Annotated in this window: 15 protein-coding genes and 1 riboswitch; of the genes, 4 read left to right on the top strand and 11 right to left on the bottom strand. The window is 64.4% G+C overall.

Annotation, left to right across the window (positions count from 1 at the left end; genetic code table 11):
* Positions 1-7: 7 nt before the first annotated feature.
* From AC04SI_RS06855 to thiB, 4 genes are all read right to left on the bottom strand, one after another.
* The gene (locus AC04SI_RS06855; RefSeq protein ID WP_006202433.1) at positions 8-1477 is read right to left on the bottom strand and encodes a M48 family metalloprotease; all 1470 of its coding nucleotides are present in this window, start codon (positions 1475-1477) and stop codon (positions 8-10) included.
* Between the two features lie 154 nt (positions 1478-1631).
* A complete protein-coding gene (thiQ, locus tag AC04SI_RS06850; protein ID WP_404283005.1) occupies positions 1632-2417 on the bottom strand; it encodes a thiamine ABC transporter ATP-binding protein in 786 nt (261 codons plus the stop codon).
* Positions 2414-4024 (bottom strand): thiamine/thiamine pyrophosphate ABC transporter permease, encoded by a 1611-nt coding sequence (thiP, locus tag AC04SI_RS06845; protein ID WP_404283003.1) that lies wholly within the window; start codon positions 4022-4024, stop codon positions 2414-2416. The genes thiQ and thiP overlap by 4 nt, the downstream gene beginning before the upstream one ends.
* A gap of 8 nt (positions 4025-4032) precedes the next feature.
* Complete coding sequence (gene thiB / locus AC04SI_RS06840; protein WP_404283001.1) at positions 4033-5031, bottom strand: thiamine ABC transporter substrate binding subunit; 999 nt, start codon at positions 5029-5031, stop codon at positions 4033-4035.
* Between the two features lie 43 nt (positions 5032-5074).
* Positions 5075-5189, bottom strand: a riboswitch (TPP riboswitch).
* 134 nt (positions 5190-5323) lie between these two features.
* Here thiB and AC04SI_RS06835 point away from each other — a divergent pair.
* Together AC04SI_RS06835 and AC04SI_RS06830 are read left to right on the top strand one after the other, a co-directional pair.
* Positions 5324-5968, top strand: coding sequence for a thiamine diphosphokinase (locus tag AC04SI_RS06835; protein WP_404282999.1), 645 nt, complete (start codon positions 5324-5326; stop codon positions 5966-5968).
* Between the two features lie 2 nt (positions 5969-5970).
* Positions 5971-7788 carry an ABC-F family ATP-binding cassette domain-containing protein gene (locus AC04SI_RS06830; protein WP_404282998.1) on the top strand — a complete coding sequence of 606 codons (1818 nt, stop codon included), beginning with the start codon at positions 5971-5973 and terminating at the stop codon, positions 7786-7788.
* Between the two features lie 27 nt (positions 7789-7815).
* On the opposite strand, the gene AC04SI_RS06825 is transcribed toward AC04SI_RS06830, so the two are convergent.
* Positions 7816-8754, bottom strand: a complete 939-nt coding sequence (locus AC04SI_RS06825) for a homocysteine S-methyltransferase family protein (RefSeq protein WP_404282997.1) — start codon at positions 8752-8754, stop codon at positions 7816-7818.
* 262 nt (positions 8755-9016) lie between these two features.
* Between AC04SI_RS06825 and AC04SI_RS06820 the strand changes: the two genes are divergently transcribed.
* On the top strand, positions 9017-9259 hold the full coding sequence (locus AC04SI_RS06820) for a type II toxin-antitoxin system CcdA family antitoxin (protein ID WP_120013622.1): 243 nt from the start codon (positions 9017-9019) through the stop codon (positions 9257-9259).
* On the top strand, positions 9259-9558 hold the full coding sequence (locus AC04SI_RS06815; RefSeq protein ID WP_488474027.1) for a CcdB family protein: 300 nt from the start codon (positions 9259-9261) through the stop codon (positions 9556-9558). Before AC04SI_RS06820 ends, AC04SI_RS06815 begins: the two co-directional genes overlap by 1 nt.
* 20 nt (positions 9559-9578) lie before the next feature.
* Here the strand turns inward: AC04SI_RS06815 and AC04SI_RS06810 are convergent, their stop codons facing one another.
* The 6 genes from AC04SI_RS06810 to AC04SI_RS06785 all read right to left on the bottom strand — a co-directional run bounded on the left by AC04SI_RS06810 (position 9579) and on the right by AC04SI_RS06785 (position 17928).
* Positions 9579-11303 (bottom strand): hypothetical protein, encoded by a 1725-nt coding sequence (locus AC04SI_RS06810; RefSeq protein WP_488474026.1) that lies wholly within the window; start codon positions 11301-11303, stop codon positions 9579-9581.
* Positions 11304-11376: 73 nt separating this feature from the next.
* Positions 11377-12675 (bottom strand): adenylosuccinate synthase, encoded by a 1299-nt coding sequence (locus tag AC04SI_RS06805; protein WP_404282984.1) that lies wholly within the window; start codon positions 12673-12675, stop codon positions 11377-11379.
* Positions 12676-12876: 201 nt separating this feature from the next.
* A complete protein-coding gene (serA, locus tag AC04SI_RS06800) occupies positions 12877-14478 on the bottom strand; it encodes a phosphoglycerate dehydrogenase (protein WP_404282982.1) in 1602 nt (533 codons plus the stop codon).
* 70 nt (positions 14479-14548) lie between these two features.
* On the bottom strand, positions 14549-15724 hold the full coding sequence (locus AC04SI_RS06795) for a phosphoserine transaminase (RefSeq protein WP_404282980.1): 1176 nt from the start codon (positions 15722-15724) through the stop codon (positions 14549-14551).
* Between the two features lie 197 nt (positions 15725-15921).
* The gene (locus tag AC04SI_RS06790; protein ID WP_404282978.1) at positions 15922-16794 is read right to left on the bottom strand and encodes an outer membrane protein; all 873 of its coding nucleotides are present in this window, start codon (positions 16792-16794) and stop codon (positions 15922-15924) included.
* A 288-nt stretch (positions 16795-17082) separates the two neighbouring features.
* On the bottom strand, positions 17083-17928 hold the full coding sequence (locus AC04SI_RS06785; RefSeq protein ID WP_404282977.1) for an outer membrane protein: 846 nt from the start codon (positions 17926-17928) through the stop codon (positions 17083-17085).
* Between the last annotated feature and the right edge of the window lie 112 nt (positions 17929-18040).

Genomic DNA, 18040 nt, shown 5'->3' with positions numbered 1-18040 from the left:
CTGAACCTTATCTATCTGTGACGATCTTGACCTTGTCGCCGGTCGAAACGGCGGCGCCCGGCGACATCGCGTTGAGCACCCTAAACAGGTCGAGCTTGCGGTCGACGCCGACCATCTGCGCGGCGAGCGAGCCCATGGTCTGCCCCGCCTGCACGGTGACGACGCGGATATGCAGCGGCTTCAGCGCCGCCTTCTCGGCCGCGCTGAGGATGCGGAACGAGCCGCTCACCGAGCGCGCCACCGGATCGAGCGTGGTGCTGGCCGAGGGTGCCGCCGTCAGCAGCCGGTAGACCTGGCCGCCGGCGCGGATCACCGCGATGTCGAACTGCCAGCCGTCGGCGCCGGCATGCGCTGTCGCCGCCTCGTTGCCGTTGATGGTTTCCTGCTTCACGCTCGCATCGTCGAGACCGGCCACCCAGCCGCTGCGGATATAGTCGGTCAGCGGGCGGTTCTTGTCGATCGAAACGCCGTCGAAGCGGATCGCCATGTCGCCCGGGCCGGTCGCCGTCACGGCGGCGGCCGAATTGTCGATGACGAAGCCGTCGGGCACGGTGAACGACACGCCGAGGCCAGGATGCAGGAAGGTCTGGCCGCGCACATAGCCTTCTTCCGGCGTATCGCCGTAAAGCAGGCCGTCTATGCCGGCGAGGAAAGCATCGCGGTCGCGCGTGCCAACGCCCGGCGGGCCGAACTGACGGGCATGCCGCTGTGCCAGGTCGATGCGCTGCGGCGTGTTGGGGTGCGTCGCCAGGAAGTCGAGGCTGGCATCGGTGGCGCCGCTGATCGAGCGGAAATCGGTATAGGCCGACATCGACTGCAGGAAGCGGCCGGCGGCGTAAGGATCATAACCCGCCTCGCCGACCGACTTGATGCCGATGGCATCTGCTTCGAGCTCCTGGTTGCGCGAGAACTGCGCAAGCCTGAGCTTGCCGCGGATGAGTGCGGCCTTGGCGGTCGGGCTGTCGCCGAGCACATCGGAGACGACCTTGGTCGCCAGCCCTTCCTCGGCCTCCAGCTGCTGCCGCTGCAGGCCGTGATTGGCGGTGACGTGGCCCATCTCGTGCGCGATGACGGCGGCAAGCTCGGCCGAATCATTGGCCAGTGCCAGCAGGCCGCGCGTGACGTAGAGATAGCCGCCAGGCAGCGCGAAGGCGTTGACGTTGGGCGAATTTAGGATGGTGATGCGATAGGTCTGGGTCGGATTGGCAGACACCACGGTCAGGCTGCCGACGACCTTGGCCACCATACGCTCGAGCTTGGGATCGGAATATTCGCCGCCATAGGTGGCGAGGATGCGCGGATGCTGCGCCTTCGCCATCTCGGCGAGCTTGCTGTTGGCGACGACATTGTCGACGGTGACGGGCCTGTCGGACGGCTGGAAACCGGATTCCTGCACATCCGGCGGCGTGAACATCTGGCAGCTTGCCAGCGCCACGGCCAAGCCGGCCAGCGCAAGGAATCGCGCCAGCGGCTTCATCAACAGTCTGTCCTTGCCGGTCGGCAGATCGGCGTCCCTTCTGTTGTTTGCGGCAAATCACGGCCTATGCCGGACCAGTATGGCCGGACCTAGCCACACTCCTCTGGTCAAGGCAAGCAAACGCCGCATCGTCCAAACCCGGTTTGGCCGTAAATTATGTCCGCTTCCGGGCAATATCTCGTGATCCGGTGTTGACCGGTCCCGAGCCGATATAGCGCCGGAAGGCTTCCGGTCCAGCGCCGTCGAAGAAATCGGCCGCCGTCCCCGCCGCGGCGACCGCGCCATTGTCGAGAAACACCATATCTTGGCCGATGCGGCGCGCATCTTCGGGCTGGTGGGTGACGAACAGAACCGTCATCTTCCGCTCGGCATGGACACTGGCCAAAAGATCCAGCATGTCGTCGCGCAGGGCCGGTCCGAGGGAGGCGAATGGCTCGTCGAGCAGAAGCACCGGCCGGTCGCGCACCAGCACGCGGGCAAGTGCGACGCGCTGCCGCTCGCCACCGGAGAGCTCGCGCGGCAGGCGGTTTTCCTTGCCGGCAAGGCCGACGCGCTGGAGTGCCCCGGCGATCGCCTCGCGGTCGGCGCCGCTTAGGCCGAGCGACGGCGAGCGGCCGAGCCCGACATTGCGCTCCACCGGGAGATGGGCAAACAGATTGTTTTCCTGGAACACCATCGACACTGGCCGGACCGAAGGCGGAGCGGCGCTGACTTCCGCCTCGCCGATCAGCACGCGGCCCGACCCTGGCGCCTCGAAACCGGCCACCAGATTGAGCAGCGTCGATTTTCCGGAGCCGCTTGGCCCCATGATGGCGGTGATCCTGGAAGCGGCAAACTGGACATTGAAGAGAAACGACGCCTCGCCGTAGCTGAACGAAACATTGTCCAGCCGCACTGCTGCCCCGTGTTTCACGTCGGCGCCATCATGGGTGGGCGTCATGCTCGTTCTCCCCGCCCCAGCCGGTCTGCGACAAGCACGAGCGCCAGGCAAACCATGCCGAGCAGCAAGGCCAAGCCGGCGGCGTCCGCGGTCCGGTAACTGCCCATGCGCGCCAGCAAAAGATAAGGCAAGGTCTGCACTGAATCGCTGCCGAACAGCGCGATGACGCCGAGGTCGCCGAGCGACAAGGCCATGGCGAAGGCGAAGGCTGTGGCCAGAGGCCGCCTGAGCGACGGCCAGTCGACCAGAATGAGCCGGCTCCAGCCTGAGATGCCAAGTTGCGCGCAAAGCCGTTCGTGCCGTTCGCTCGCCGCATCATAGGCGGGACGCACGGCACGGATGGCGAAGGGCATTGCCATCACCGCGTTGACGGCAACGACCATGACAGGCGCGACGGCAAAGACGTCGCTGATCGCACTCAACAGCAGGAACCAGCCGGCGCCGACGACGATGGGCGGCACGACCAGCACAAAGCCGGCGCCGGTGTCGGTGGCATGTTCGAGCAGCGTCCGAGGACCGACGCCGCGCATCAGCGCGAGTGCTCGCCGCGCCATGATGAGCGACAACGACAGCGCCACCGCAAGAACCGCCGAGAGCAAGGCAAGCACGACGCTGGTCACCGTCGCCTGTCGCACGGCAGCCTCGCCCGCCAACCGGCCGAGATCGGCGCCAAGCCCGGCGGCCAACGTCGCGGCCATCGGCCCGGCGACGAACAGCAAGGCCAGACCGATCAAGGTGACGTTCAACGCGGTCTCGGCCATGCCGGCGGAAAGATACCGTCGCGGCGCCACCGGCAGATTGGCATCGCCAACCGTGTTGACGCCGAGCCGCATCAAGGCCAGCACGACGACGAAGGTGAGCGCGATCTGCAGAAATGTCAGCGTTACGGTCCGCGCGGGATCGAAATCGAAGCGCAGCGCCTGGTAGATGGCGACCTCCAGCGTCGTGGCGGCCGGCCCGCCGCCCAACGTCAGCACGATGGTGAAGGAGGTGATGCAGAGCATGAAGACAAGCCCGGCAATACCGGGGAGTGCCGCGCGCAGCGCCGGCCATTCGATCAGCCGGAAGGCGGGTCTTGCGCCCATGCCGAGCTGACTCGCCAGCCGCCATTGGTCGGCCGGCACCGTCCCCAGCGCCTCCAGGAACAGCCTTGTGGCCAAAGGCAGGTTGAAGAAGACATGGGCGACGAGAATGCCTGACAGCCCGTAGATGCCCGGCCAATTCCGGCTGCCAAGAATGCCGGCGAAATAGCCGGCATTGCCGTAGAGCGCCAGGATGCCGAGCGCAGCGACGATGGCCGGCAGTGCCAGCGGCAGGGCGAAGAGCTGCAGGATCAGGCCGCGGCCGAAAAAGCGCGGATGCCGCGACAGGGCGCGCGCCACGAACAGCGCCGGCACGACGGAAAGCAGCGTCGAGAGAGCCGCTTGCCACAGCGTGAAGCGGGCGACGCGCAGGAGATAGGGATCGAAGGCGGACGCAGCGCCGGAGAGGTCGCGTGCGCCTTCGAGGATGAGCCCGGCGAACGCGCCGCCGATCAGTAGCGCTATTGCCGAAAGCGCGACGATGCCGGCGGTGATGCGGGGATCGGTCGAACGCGCCGGTACCATCCCGACCCCTACTTGCTCATCACCGCCAGCCATTCATCCACCCAGACCTTGCGGTTGGCCGCGACCTCCTCCGGACTGAACAGCAAGGTCTTGGTTGGCTTGACCAGTCTGTCGAAGGCCGGGTTGAGCGGCTTGTCGGTCTTGCCGGCCGGGTACATCCAGTTGGTCTCGGGAATGACATTCTGGAACTTCGGTCCGGTCATGAAGGCCATGAACTTTTCCGCCAGCGGGTTCTTGGCGCCGGTCGTAGTGATGCCGGCAACCTCGATCTGCAGATACTCGCCTTCCTCGAAAGACGCCGCCTGGTAGCGCTCGGTGTTTTCGGCGACCATGTGGTAGGCCGGCGACGTCGTGTAGGACAGCACCATCGGCGCTTCGCCCTTGGTGAACAGGCCGTATGCCTCGCTCCAGCCCGGCGTCACTGTCAGCACCTTCGACTTGAGCTTGGCCCAGGCCTCCGGCGCCTTGTCGCCATAGACCGACTTGACCCAGAGCAGCAGGCCGAGGCCCGGTGTCGAGGTGCGCGGATCCTGGATGACGATCTTGTCGGTTGCATCGCCTTCGACCAGTTCCTTCAGGCTCTTCGGCGGCACTTTTAGCTTTTCGGTATCGTAGACGACGGCGAAATAGCCATAGTCGAACGGCACGAAGGTGTCGTCGCTCCAGCCGCCCGGCACGTTGACATCGGACACCGCGCCATGCGGCGCGAACAGGCCGGTGGCCTTGGCTTCGGCCGTCAGGTTGGTGTCGAGGCCGAGTACGATGTCGGCCTTGGTCGAGGCCCCTTCGAGCTTGACGCGGTTGAGCAGCGCCACGCCGTCGGCGACCGAGACGAAGTCGAGGGTGCAGCCGCATTCGGCCTCGAATTCCTTCTTCACCAACGGACCCGGACCCCACTCGGCGGTGAAACTCTCATAGGTGTAGACGGTGAGCTTGTCCTGCGCTTGCGCGGGTGCAGTAACAGCCAGGGTGATTGCTGAGATCAGTGCGTATAAAAGCGTGCGCATCGGCGCCTCCTTCGTTCGTGTTGAAAGGAATTGAGGCGTCGGGTTGTCCGAAACGTCTAATCCCTCCGCCGGTACAAACCGGATCAGGTTCAGCGGGTTGGCTGGTTTGCCTCTCAGCCGGTCCGCGAAGATCGCGTCCGGCACCCCGTTAGAGCGTTTCGACACATAGGCCCGGCCGATGTGGCGTGCAAGCGGAACTTTGCCGGGGATCCAGTGCATGTTGCCCAAAGACGCGACGCACGTGAGGCCCGGCCTTCCGTTTCGCAGGCAGGGCTGGTAAGGGCCACGAGATATGAGCACATTCACCATCCTGCTTGGCGGCGATCTCATCCGCACGCCACTGCTCGACCGCCAGATCGAGGGCACGCGCGTCATCGCCGCCGACGCCGGCATCGGCCATGCTCGGATGCTGGGAGTGATGCCCGAACTCTGGGTCGGCGATTTCGATTCCGTGCCGGCGGATTTGCCGGACGATCTGGCCGCCGTGCCGCGCCAGGTGTTTCCGCCCGAGAAAGACCAGACCGACGGCGAACTGGCGATATCAGCCGCACTCGAACGCGGCGCCACCAGCCTGGTTCTCGCCGGCGCCTTCGGCGGCAAGCGTGCCGACCACGCCTTCCTGCACCTAGCCCTCGCGGTGCGCCTGGCCGAAGGCGGGATGGATGTGCTTTTGACCAGCGGCGCACAGGAAGGCATCCCGCTTTTGCCTGGAAAAGCCGGTTTCAGCTACGCCGACGGCACGCTGTTTTCGGTGCTCGGCTTCTCCGACCTTGCCGGCTTGAGCGTCACTGGCGCCAAATGGCCGCTCGACCATGTCGAAGTTGCGTTCGGCTCGTCGCTGACCATTTCCAACGAGGTCAAGGGCCGCCTCGAAATCGCCTTGGGCAGCGGCCGTGCGCTGCTGCTTGCCCACCCCTACCCCTTGCCTGAAAGCTGATCATGGCCCCGCCGCTTCTCAATCTCGACGGGGTCAAGCTCACCTTCGGCGGCACGCCGCTGCTTGACGGCGCCGAACTCAGTGCCTCGGCCGGCGACAAGATCGCGCTGGTCGGCCGCAACGGCTCCGGCAAGTCGACGCTGCTGAAGATCGCTGCTGGAATGATCGAGCCGCAGGATGGCGAAGTGTTCCGCCAGCCCTCGGCGACCGTGCGCTATCTGCCGCAAATGCCCGACATGGACGATTTCGCCAACGTTCGCGCCTATGTCGAGGCGGGACTGGGGCCCGCCGACGATCCCTACCGCGCCACCTATCTGATGGAACACCTTGGCCTCACCGGCGAAGAGAAGCCGAACGATCTCTCCGGCGGCGAGGCGCGCCGCGCAGCCCTTGCCCGCGTCATGGCGCCCGAGCCCGACATTTTGCTGCTTGATGAGCCGACCAACCATCTTGACCTGTCGGTGATCGAATGGCTGGAGGAGGAGCTTGCCCGCACCTCGTCGGCGCTGATCCTCATCTCCCACGACCGTCGTTTTCTCGAGCGCGTCTCGCGCGCCACCGTCTGGCTCGACCGTGGCCAGACCCGCCGGCTCGACAAGGGCTTTGGTCATTTCGAGGAATGGCGCGACCAGGTGCTGGAAGAGGAAGAGCGCGAGCAGCACAAGCTCGGCCGCCAGATCGTGCGTGAGGAGCACTGGCTGCGCTACGGCGTGACGGCGCGGCGCAAGCGCAACATGCGCCGGCTTGGCGAGCTGCAAACCATGCGCCAGCGCTTTCGCGGCCATCGCGGCGCCGAGGGCACGGCGACCCTGGTGGCCAGCGACGCCGCTGAATCCGGCAAGCTGGTGATCGAGGCCAGGAACATCGAGAAGAGTTTTGGTGACCTCACCGTGGTCAAAGGCTTTTCGACCCGGATCCAGCGCGGTGATCGCGTTGGTCTGGTCGGACCGAACGGCGCCGGCAAGACGACACTTCTGAAGATGCTGACCGGCGAGCTGGCACCGGATGCCGGCTCGATCCGGCTTGGCGTCAATCTGGAGATCGCCACGCTCGACCAGAAGCGCGAGGCCGTCGACCCGGCCGAGACGCTGGCGCATTACCTCACCGACGGGCGCGGCGAAAATCTCGTCGTCAATGGCGAGCAGCGCCACGTCGTCTCCTACATGAAGGACTTCCTGTTCAAGCCGGAGCAGGCGCGCACGCCGGTGCGCGAGCTTTCCGGCGGCGAGCGGGCACGCCTGCTGCTGGCTCGCGTGCTGGCGCGGCCGGCGAACCTTCTGGTGCTCGATGAGCCGACCAACGATCTCGACATGGAGACGCTGGAACTGCTGCAGGAATTGGTCGCCGGTTTTGCTGGCACTGTCATCCTGGTCAGCCACGATCGCGATTTCCTCGACCGCACCGTGACCAGCGTGATTGCGCCTGACGGCGGCGGCCGCTGGATCGAATATGCCGGCGGCTATTCCGACATGCTGGCGCAGCGCGGCGGCACCAGGCTGGAAGACCGCAAGGCGAGGCCGAAGGACGCTGGCGAAGCGCCGGCCACAGCTAGGTCAGAACCCGCGGCTCCGAAAGCTCCGGCCAAGAAACTCTCGTTCAAGCAGAAATTCGCGCTGGAATCGCTGCCGAAGAAAATCGAGGCGGTGACCGCATCGATCTCAAGGCTGGAGAACAACATCGCCGATCCCGCCTACTACGAGCGCGATCCGGCCTCGTTCCAGAAGACCATTGCCGCCCTCGACAAGGAGCGCTCCACGCTGGCCGCGCTCGAGGAGGAGTGGCTGGAGCTGGAGATGCTGCGCGAGGAGATGGAAGGTTAGAGCTGGGCCTTCTCTGACAGCAGCCTGTCACAGGCAGGCATCGCAGATCGCGGCGATGTGCCTTGCGTCCGTACCACAGCAGCCGCCGAGCACGCAGATGTGGCCGAAACGGTCGCGCATCGCGCGATAGCGCCGGCCGAGGTCGACCGGATCGCCGGGATCGAGCTCGGTCGCCGCGTCGAGCTCGGCATGGCTCTTGGCGGACGCGTTGGCGCGCACGCCGCGAATGCGGCCCACCCAGCCTCCGTCGCCGGCAAGAACGGCGTCGAAATGGCTGGGGTGCGCACAGTTGATCATGAAATAGGCCGGTGCGCCGTCGGTTTCGTCGTCAACGGTTTCGATGGCATCCTTCAGGCTCTCGCCGGAGGGCAGGCGCCCATCGGTCTCGACAGTGAAGGAGAGCACCGACGGAAGGCCCGATGCCATTGCGGCGCAGGCTATTCCGGCCGCCTCGTGCGAATAGGTCATGGTGATGGCGCTGACCATATCGGCGCCGGCGTCGCGGAACGCCTTGATTTGCTCGATGTGATAGTTTTCGGCTTCGGCCGTCGTCATCACCGCATCGACACGGTAGCCGTCGCCGCGCGGTCCGACCACTCCATTCACAAGGACGACCATCCCGCGCGCGACGTAAGGCGCACCGAGCGCCCGTGCCCACGAGACAGCGTGCCGGTTGGCGGCCGACAGCGCCTTATCCGAGTAGCCGAGCTTCCCGCCCCAGTCCGGATTGGCGCGCCACGTCGGCGTGTCGAGCACGAAGCCGACGCCGCGCTGTTCGGCGATATCCAGAAACTGGCGGAAATAGCGAGCGAGCCTGTCTTGGCCTTCTTCCTCACCGAGCAGGGGAAAAGCGGCAAAGAACGGCAGATCGAGCCCATGCATGAAGACGAGCGACGTTTCGAGGCCGCCATCCGTCAGGAGAACGGTTTCGCCCAGCTCACGAAGATCGATCTTCGCATTGGTCATCGCCCGTGCCCGGTTTCGACCTGCCGTTTAAGTGAGTATAGCATCTGAAGACAATTTCTCCCATGTCCCCAGAGCAATTCCAGGAAAAGTGCGTAGCGGTTTTCCGCCCGGAATTGCGTAAAAACAAAGAGTTAGAGCGGCTCAACGATTCTACCGATGTTGGACCGCTCTAGGAAGCAGGCTCGTGCGCACCGCGATCGGACACCGCCATTGCCGCTGCGCGCAAATGCGCATAGATTATGCGCATGTTGCGGAGGTCACCATGCGCAAGCTTGCCTCGAACGCGATCCGCCAGCCGGCGAACCTGTCGATCGATTCCAATCTCATGAAGGAAGCCAAGGGGCTGGACGTCAATGTCTCGCGCGCCGCGGAAGCCGGCATCGCAGAGGCCGTGGCTGCCGAAAAGACGCGGCTGTGGAAGCTGGAGAACCGTGCCACGATGGAAGCGTGGAATGAATACGCCGAAAAGCAAGGAATACCGCTGGAAGAGTACCGGCAATTCTGATGGCCCGCTATGATGTCTTCGCGGGTCGCGTCGAAGGCAGCTATTTGCTGAACGTGCAATCCGATCTGCTCGACCATCTCAGGACACGCGTGGTGATCCCGCTTCTCCCGATCCAGGCCGCACCACCGGCGATTCGAAAACTGCATCCCATCGTCGAGATCAATGGCCGAAAGCTGCTTGTGGCCACCCATCTGATCGCCACGGTTCCGAGCAGCGAACTGGGTGAAATCAGGTTGAACATCACCAAGCATCACGACGACATCGTCGGCGCGCTCGACATGTTGTTCCAGGGTTTCTGAATTGTCGGGCCGAGCTTTGCTCAGCCCGACGTCTTGGCCTGCCAGGCCTTCAGCGCCTCGTCGAACACCTTCTCGCCGGGGATGCCCTTCTCCATGGTGAGCAGCGCCCGCCGTCCGGTCTTGTAGACAACCGGCACGTCGATCCAGTCCTGGCCGCGGAGCAGGGTAAGGTTGGCGTCCTCGTCCGCCTTGGTGTCGTTGAGCGCGACAAGGAAGAAGCCGTCGGCGATCTTAGCCGGGATGCCGATCAGCGGGCTGCCGGCATCCTGCTCCGAGCTCTTCATGGCGATGCGCAGGATGTTGTCGACGCCGCCACCGTCAAAGCTTTCCGGCGTCAGGAAGATCATCTCGATGATGTGGCTGGCCGGCAGCGTCTGGTCGGTGTTGCGCCTGATCGTCATGCGCAGCTGGATGTCCTTGCCCGGAATGGTCGCTTCGGCCCGGATCGCCGGCTCGGGCGGCAGGTCACCGCCGGGCGATTCCTGCACCAGCGACCAGACGATATTGCCAGGCTCGGCCGAGCCTTGCGCGGTGCTTGTGCGTTCTTCGTAGAAGATCGCTTTCTGACCGACCGGCAGCGTGGCCTCGGCGGGTGCGGCCGCCGGTGCGGCAGGCGCGGCCGGTGTGGTGCCGGCCGCTGGCGGCGCAGTCGGAGCGGCGGCAGTAGCGTCAGCCGGTGCTGCGGGCGGCGCGGCACCGTCGGCTGGCGGCGTTGCTGCGGGCGCTGCGGGAGCGCCTGCTGCCGGCTGGTCGGCCGGCGCAGGCGCCGGAGTGGTCGGCACCGGAGTGGTCGGCGGTTGCGTGGTCGGCGCGGGAGTGGCCGCAGGCGGCGTCGCCGGCGGCGGCGTGGTCAGTGCGGCGACGGATTCGCCTTCGCCTATGCCGCTTTGCCCGGCGGCCGGACCGGGATCGGTCTCCTTGCCCTCGGGCGTCAGGCGCTGGGTGAACTTGGTTGTCTCGGCGGTGTCGGTAGCGCCCGCCGCTGGCGGTGCCGCCGCGGCATCGGCCGCCGGCTTGGCCGGGGCCGCCGGTTTCACCAGCGGCTCGGTGGTGACGGTCTTCGACCCGCCAGGGCCGAACATCGAGCCGAATGCGTCCTTGTTCAGCCAGATGCCGTACCCGCCGCCGGCAACCACCAGCAGCACGGCGGCGGTCGCGATCAGCCCGCCATAGCTGCGTTTGCGCACGGCGGGGCGCAAGCGCTGGAAGGTGTCCTCCGCCGCCGGTTGCTCGTCATTGGCAAAGACATTGTCCTGATCGTTCGGCGCCTGCGCGTCCATCCCCGGAAGGCGGTTATCGGCAGTGTCGAATGGCGGCGTCTGCGGCGTCTTCTGCCAGCTCGGCTCTGCCTTGGCGGCGGGCGGCGCCGGCCTGACGGTCTCCGACTTGGCGGGTTCCGGCTTGGCCATAGGCGGCGGCGGCCAGGTCGGTTCCGTCTTTGCCGGTTGCCGTGTGTGGCTCGGCTGGTTCTTGTTGCGGTCTATGGACGAGAAGATGTGCTCCAGCTCCGCCAGCGGGTCGGCGGCAGGTACGTTCTTGGCGTAGGTCCGCTCGACGCTGGAAATGGCATCTTCAAGCGTGCGCTTCTGCTGGTCGGCGACCGACGGGGCCAAAGGCGGAACGTGATCCGCGAGCTTCTTCGCGATCGTCGCCCGGGCCTTGTCGTAGACCCTCGCCCGAATCTCCGGCGTGTTCTCACCGAGACCGTCGATCGTCTTTTTCAGAACAGCAACGAAATCTGCCATGCGTCAGTCGACCTGTATTTTGTCACGGACCGGCCCCCGCAAATCAGCCGCAATGCCCGGAAAGGCTCAGAAACTAGTCTTGAAACGGATCGGTCACAAGTATCGTATCGTCCCGTTCCGGGCTGGTGGAAAGGAGTGCTACCGGCGCGCCGATCAGCTCTTCGATGTAACGGACATATTTGACCGCCTGGGCCGGCAGATCGTTCCAGCTGCGCGCGCCGGCGGTGGTGCCTTTCCAGCCCTCCAGCGTCTCGTAGACCGGTTCGACCCGGGCCTGCGCGCCCTGGCTGGCGGGCAGATAGTCGATCATCTCGCCGTCGAGGCGGTAGCCGGTGCAGACCTTGATCTCGTCCAGGCCATCGAGCACGTCGAGCTTGGTCAGCGCGATACCCTTGATGCCGTTGACGGCGACCGCCTGGCGGACCAGCACGGCGTCGAACCAGCCGCAGCGGCGCTTGCGGCCGGTGACGACGCCGAATTCATGGCCGCGCGTTCCGAGGAATTCGCCGATCTCGTTCTTCTGTTCGGTCGGGAACGGACCCTCGCCGACACGCGTCGTATAGGCCTTGGTAATGCCGAGCACATAGCCGATGACGCCGGGGCCGACGCCGGCGCCGGCCGCCGCCTGGCCGGCCACGGTATTGGACGAGGTCACGAATGGATAGGTGCCGTGGTCGATGTCGAGAAGTGTGCCTTGCGCGCCCTCGAACAGGATGCGTTCGCCGGCGCGGCGCCGGTCGTCGAGAACCTTCCAGACCCGATCCATATAGGGCAGGATTTCGTCGGCGACCGAAGTCAGCTCGCCCATGATCGCGTCATGCGTGACCTCGGCATGGCCGAGCCCGCGGCGCAGCGCGTTGTGGTGCGTCAGCAGCCTGTCGACTTTCAAGGGAAGCGTTTCCAAATCCGCCAGGTCCATCACCCTGACCGCACGCCGGCCCACCTTGTCCTCGTAGGCGGGGCCGATGCCGCGGCGGGTCGTGCCAATCTTCGTTCCGGAATTGGAGGCGGCGTCCTCGCGGAATCCGTCCAGCTCGCGGTGCAGCGACAGGATAAGCGCGGTGTTTTCGGCTATTTTCAGGCGATCCGGCGTCACCTCCACGCCTTGCGCCTTCAGTTTCGCCGCTTCGGCGACGAAGGCGTGCGGGTCGAAGACCACGCCATTGCCGATGATCGACAGCTTGCCTGGCCGCACTACGCCGGACGGCAGCAGCGACAGTTTGTAGACCTTGCCGTCGACGACCAGCGTGTGGCCGGCATTGTGGCCGCCCTGGAAGCGCACGACGACGTCCGCCCGTTCCGACAGCCAGTCGACGATCTTGCCCTTGCCTTCGTCGCCCCACTGCGAGCCGACGACCACCACATTGGCCATGTTTCTTTTCCCTTGAGATGCCGACCGGCGGCTTTGAAACGACAGGCCTCTATAGCGTCAAGAGCAGGCCGATGCGACCATTCTTTGCCGCTTGAAACGCAACAATTTTCGCCTTCTGCATCATTTACTTGGCCGAGCCGCCGCAAAACAGAAAAGGCGCGGACGGAGCCGCGCCTTCGATAAAGCTTTCTTGGAATCAGGTCAGGCGCTGCCGACGTCGAAGTGCAGCGGCTTGGCCGAGTCGATCGACTTGTGCGCCCGCAGCTGATCGAGCACCCTTTCCGGGAACGGCGCGTCGAGATAGAGCAGCGCGATGGCATCGCCGCCGGGCCGGTTGCGGCCAAGCTGGAAGTTGGCGATGTTGACGCCATTTTCGCCGCACACCGTGCCGAGCAGGCCGATGATGCCCGGCGCGTCGGCATTGGTCGTGTAGAGCATGTGCTGGCCGACCTCGGCGTCGAGATTGATGCCCTTGATCTGGATGAAGCGCGGCTTGCCGTCGGAGAAGCAGGTGCCGGCGATCGAGCGCGTCCGGTGCTCGGTCTTGACCGTCAGCTTGATGTAGCCGTCGAACACGCCCGACTTGTCGCGTTTGACCTCGGCGACGATGATGCCGCGCTCCTTCACCATGATCGGCGCCGACACCATGTTGACGTCGGAGACCTGCGGCCGAATCAGGCCGGCAAGGGCGGCACTGATCAGTGCGCGCGTGTTCATCGTCGCGGTCGAGCCGTCGAACAGTATCTCGACCTCCTTGATCGGATCCTCGGTGACCTGGCCGACAAAGGCCCCGAGCACTTCGGCGAGCTTGACGAAAGGCTTCAGCCGCGGCGCTTCCTCGGCGGAGATCGACGGCATGTTGATGGCGTTGGAAACGGCGCCCTTGATCAGATAGTCGGCCATCTGTTCGGCGACCTGCAGCGCAACGTTCTCCTGCGCCTCGGTGGTCGAGGCGCCGAGATGCGGCGTCGCCACGACATTGTCCATGCCGAACAGCTCGTTCCTCTCCGCCGGTTCGACCTCGAACACGTCGATGCCGGCGCCCGCCACCTTGCTGCTCTTCAACGCCGCCACCAGATCGGCCTCGACGATCAGGCCGCCGCGCGCGCAATTGATGATGCGCACGCCGTCCTTCATCTTGGCGATCGCCGACGCGTCGATGATGTTGCGCGTCTTGTCGGTCAGCGGCGTGTGCAGCGTGATGAAATCGGCGCGGGCGAACAGCTCGTCCAGTTCGACCTTCACGACGCCAAGTTCTTCCGCACGGCTGTCCGACAGGAACGGGTCGAAGGCGATGACATGCATCTTCAGCCCGACGCCGCGCGTGGCGACGATGGAACCGATATTGCCGCAGCCGATCACGCCCAGCGTTTTGCCGGTGATCTCGATGCCCATGAAACGGTTCTTCTCCCATTTGCCGGCATGCGTGGAGGCATTGGCCTCCGGGATCTGGCGCGCCAGCGCAAAGATCATGGCAACCGCATGCTCGGCAGTGGTGATCGAATTGCCGAAGGGCGTGTTCATCACGATGATGCCCTTGCGGCTCGCCGCCGGGATGTCGACATTGTCGACGCCGATACCGGCGCGGCCGACGACCTTCAGATTGGTGGCGGCATTGATCAGCTTTTCCGTGACTTTGGTCGCCGAACGGATGGCGAGGCCATCATATTGACCGATCACTTCGGCGAGCTTTTCCTTATCCTTGCCGAGATCGGGCAGGTAGTCGACCTCGACTCCTCGGTCCTTGAAGATCTGCACGGCGGTGGTGGAAAGTTTGTCTGAGACGAGAACGCGGGGCGCCATGGCGGCCTCCTTGAAAATGGGATTGATCCGTACGGGAAACCGGCGGCCCGAAGGCCGCCGCGCAATGAGCTCAGGCAGCCGCTTTCAGCGACGCCTTTTGCATGGCAAAGGCCCAGTCGAGCCAAGGCAGCAGTGCTTCGAGGTCGGATGTCTCGACCGTAGCGCCGCACCATATGCGCAGGCCGGGCGGTGCATCGCGATAGGCGCCGATGTCATAGGCGACGCCTTCCTTGTCGAGCACAGAGACCAGTCCCTTGGCGAAAGCCGCCTGGCCGTCCGCGTCGAGTGCCGCGACATCCGGATCGATGAAGGACAGGCAGACCGAAGTGTTGGATCGCGTTGCCGGCTGGACGGCGAGATGGCCGAGCCAGGAGGACTTGGCGACGAAGCGATCGAGCACCGCGGCATTGGCGTCGGCGCGGGCGATCAGGGCCTCGAGGCCGCCGATCGACTTCGCCCACTGCAGCGCATCCAGATAATCCTCGACGCACAGCATCGACGGCGTGTTGATGGTCTCGCCCTTGAAGATGCCTTCGATCAGCTTGCCGCCCGACGTCAGGCGGAAGATTTTCGGCAGCGGCCATGAAGGCTTGTAGGTTTCCAGCCGCTCGACAGCGCGCGGGCTGAGGATCAGCATGCCATGCGCGCCCTCGCCGCCCAGCACCTTCTGCCAGGAAAAGGTGACGACATCGAGTTTTTCGAAATCGAGCCTTTGCGCGAAGGCCGCCGACGTCGCGTCGCAGATGGTCAGGCCCTTGCGAGCGGCCGGGATGAAATCGCCGTTCGGCACCCGCACGCCCGAGGTCGTGCCGTTCCAGGTGAAGACCACGTCGCGGTCGAAGTCGATCTTCGCCAGGTCGGGCAGCTCGCCGTAGCCGGCTTCGATCCTGCGCACGTCCGCGAGCTTCAGCTGCTTGACCACGTCGGTGACCCAGCCGGAGCCGAAGCTCTCCCAGGCGACCATGTCGACGCCGCGCTCGCCGAGCAGCGACCACAGCGCCATCTCGACTGCGCCGGTGTCGGACGCCGGCACGATGCCGATGCGGTAGCCCGCTGGTACCTGGAGGATCTCGCGCGTCAGCTCGATCGCCTGTTCGAGCTTGGTCTTGCCGATCTTGGCGCGATGCGAACGTCCAAGCGCGGCATTCTTGAGGGCCTCGACCGACCAGCCGGGGCGCTTTGCGCAGGGACCTGAGGAGAAATTGGGGTTTGCCGGACGGAGTCCGGGCTTCGTATGTGTCGTCATCGTGGTCTATCCTTCCAGATAGTGGCCCCTCGTTGGGGAGGGGTGGCCCACGGACGGCGATATGCGTTCAGGCTTTCGGCGTCAAGAGGAAAGTTTTTGTCGCTGGCAGGATACTGGCGCGCCATGCCATCTTAGGCGCATAATGCAAACGGCGAGCCCGAGGGCTCGCCGTCGATTCCTTGGGCTTCGTTGCGCGCTTACCAGAGATCGTAGCGCAGGCCGAGCTTGACCGTCTGATAATCGATGCCTTTGTGGATGCCGAAGGCGCCATCATCATAGGCGACATATTTGGCGCTTGGGATCGAGAAATACTCGTAGCCCAGGTCAACCGAGACGTTCTTGGTCACTTGATAGGACAGGCCGGCCCCGATCGAATAAGCGAGATTGAATTTGGCCTCTGAGTCTTCCGACCCGCTGTATCCAGCCGGATCGTTACACTGGAAGCCACCCGCGCCCGACGTCGGATCGGGATCGATCGGAATGCAATTGCGCGCGCCCTGGGTCTTGAAATACTTGTTGTAGGCAACACCGACGCCGCCACCGATATAGGGTGTGATGCCCACATAGGTGCCGAGGTCCACATAGCCGTTGGCCATCACGCTGTAACCCTTGTTGGTGCCGTAGTTTGAGGCCTCGCAATCCTGGGTCGTAGCCGTGGGAACAATGATGAAGCCGCCAGCCCCGTCCGGAAACAGGCTGTTCGTTGTGCCGGCGCACCCGCTTGGCACCAGCGCATGGTCGCCGAACTTGTTGGTCGGCAGAATTCCGCCGTTGAGTTCGACCCGAAGGTAATCGTTGATGTGATAGCCCATGCCGATGCTGCCGGTGAACAGGCTGCTGTCGTTGGTGAAAGTGGTCGATCCGCTGGCTGCTGTCTGGTGTTCGAACGGATGGCTGAAGGCGTAGCCGATATCGCCGCGCAGATACCATCCCGAACCGACCTCGACCGGCACGTAGTCGGGCGCCTGGTCGACATAGATGGGTGGATCGTAGTCGGCCGACGACGCCTGCGTCACCGGCATCAGCATGATTGCCGCAAGCGCCAGCGCTATACGCGATTTGAGTACCATGGTCCCCGGGCTCCCGAACTTGGCGCGCATTGCAATGGCACGCGCCGTTTCAGGGAGCATTGTTAACCATAGTGGTTAAGTGCCGGTTAAGGATAACAGAGCGTTAGCGAATTGATTTCGGCAGGGTTTTGACTGGAGCATTTACCCCACTGAAGGTCGGCGGCAGAAAGCGATCCGGTTTTGCTTCGCTGATCTTGGTTCGGAAAGGGTCGGACACGGACTGAAGCGGCACAAACGAAAACCGCCCGGCAAGGCCGGGCGGTTGGCGAAGGTCTGAAATCGAACCGATTACTTGGTGTAGACCGGCTCCGGCACATAGGGCTCCGGCGGAGGAGCGCAGTCGGACCGGCCGAACTGGTAGCGCAGACCGCCGCGCACTTCGTGCACGTTGATGCCGTGATCGTAGCCCGGGCCGACATTGCTGTCCGAAGCGTATTCGAACATCTTGCCGCCATTGATGTGGCTGTAGCGATAGCCGACATCGAGCTTGACCTGATCGGTAAGGCAGTAGGAAGCGCCGGCCATGAGGGCGTAAGCGAAGCGCCAGCCCTTACCGCCTGTGTGTTCAAATTCACCATCGGAGTCGCTGTTGTGCAGCGTGTCCCACTTGACCCAGGCGCCGCCGATGCCGGCGCCGACATAGGGCGTCACGCCGTGCCATGTGCCGATGTCGACATAGGCGTTGGCCAGCAGCAGCATGGCCGAATAGGACGATGTGTCGGTCGAGGTACAGGCAACTTGCGGTGCAGGGCCGCAGAAGCCGTTCGTCGATCCGCGGAAATCAGACTTGCCCATCCAGTCGAAGGTCAGGTCTGTACGGAAGTACCGATTGACCTGATAACCGACACCGGCGCCGGCCGAGAAGGCGCCCTTCAGCTCACCGCTGGCGAAAGACCCAGGATTCTGGGGCGCTGTTCCACTGTATGTGGTGTAGTCGCCACCGCCGAACTCCGACCAATGGTAGTCGATGTCGCCGCGAATGTACCAGCCGCCAAAATCGGCCGGTTCTTGATAGGCCACCGGCGGCGGCGCCTGCTCGACCACGGGCGGCTCCACGAAATCGGCGGCGAAGGCCGGTCCGGCCACGCCCGCCAACAGCGCGGCGAACAGTGCCATTCTTGCTGTACTGAACATGCTTGTCACCCCTAAGAAGCCTCGGAACGACGTATCCGCCCGAATGTGATTGACCTCGGCGTGGATAATGAATTGCAAAGGTTAAAAGGCGTTTAACCGTATCGATTAACCA

Source organism: Mesorhizobium sp. CNPSo 4689 (assembly GCF_057784325.1).
Note: the sequence above shows the minus strand (reverse complement) of the source record. Positions and strands in the feature narration are given on the sequence as shown.

What these genes read in the sequence shown, in the direction of transcription:
- AC04SI_RS06855 (WP_006202433.1), bottom strand. Translation starts at nt 1,477, where the DNA reads ATGAAGCCGCTGGCGCGATTCCTTGCGCTGGCCGGCTTGGCCGTGGCG.
- thiQ (WP_404283005.1), bottom strand. Translation starts at nt 2,417, where the DNA reads ATGACGCCCACCCATGATGGCGCCGACGTGAAACACGGGGCAGCAGTG.
- thiP (WP_404283003.1), bottom strand. Translation starts at nt 4,024, where the DNA reads ATGGTACCGGCGCGTTCGACCGATCCCCGCATCACCGCCGGCATCGTC.
- thiB (WP_404283001.1), bottom strand. Translation starts at nt 5,031, where the DNA reads ATGCGCACGCTTTTATACGCACTGATCTCAGCAATCACCCTGGCTGTT.
- AC04SI_RS06835 (WP_404282999.1), top strand. Translation starts at nt 5,324, where the DNA reads ATGAGCACATTCACCATCCTGCTTGGCGGCGATCTCATCCGCACGCCA.
- AC04SI_RS06830 (WP_404282998.1), top strand. Translation starts at nt 5,971, where the DNA reads ATGGCCCCGCCGCTTCTCAATCTCGACGGGGTCAAGCTCACCTTCGGC.
- AC04SI_RS06825 (WP_404282997.1), bottom strand. Translation starts at nt 8,754, where the DNA reads ATGACCAATGCGAAGATCGATCTTCGTGAGCTGGGCGAAACCGTTCTC.
- AC04SI_RS06820 (WP_120013622.1), top strand. Translation starts at nt 9,017, where the DNA reads ATGCGCAAGCTTGCCTCGAACGCGATCCGCCAGCCGGCGAACCTGTCG.
- AC04SI_RS06815 (WP_488474027.1), top strand. Translation starts at nt 9,259, where the DNA reads ATGGCCCGCTATGATGTCTTCGCGGGTCGCGTCGAAGGCAGCTATTTG.
- AC04SI_RS06810 (WP_488474026.1), bottom strand. Translation starts at nt 11,303, where the DNA reads ATGGCAGATTTCGTTGCTGTTCTGAAAAAGACGATCGACGGTCTCGGT.
- AC04SI_RS06805 (WP_404282984.1), bottom strand. Translation starts at nt 12,675, where the DNA reads ATGGCCAATGTGGTGGTCGTCGGCTCGCAGTGGGGCGACGAAGGCAAG.
- serA (WP_404282982.1), bottom strand. Translation starts at nt 14,478, where the DNA reads ATGGCGCCCCGCGTTCTCGTCTCAGACAAACTTTCCACCACCGCCGTG.
- AC04SI_RS06795 (WP_404282980.1), bottom strand. Translation starts at nt 15,724, where the DNA reads ATGACGACACATACGAAGCCCGGACTCCGTCCGGCAAACCCCAATTTC.
- AC04SI_RS06790 (WP_404282978.1), bottom strand. Translation starts at nt 16,794, where the DNA reads ATGGTACTCAAATCGCGTATAGCGCTGGCGCTTGCGGCAATCATGCTG.
- AC04SI_RS06785 (WP_404282977.1), bottom strand. Translation starts at nt 17,928, where the DNA reads ATGTTCAGTACAGCAAGAATGGCACTGTTCGCCGCGCTGTTGGCGGGC.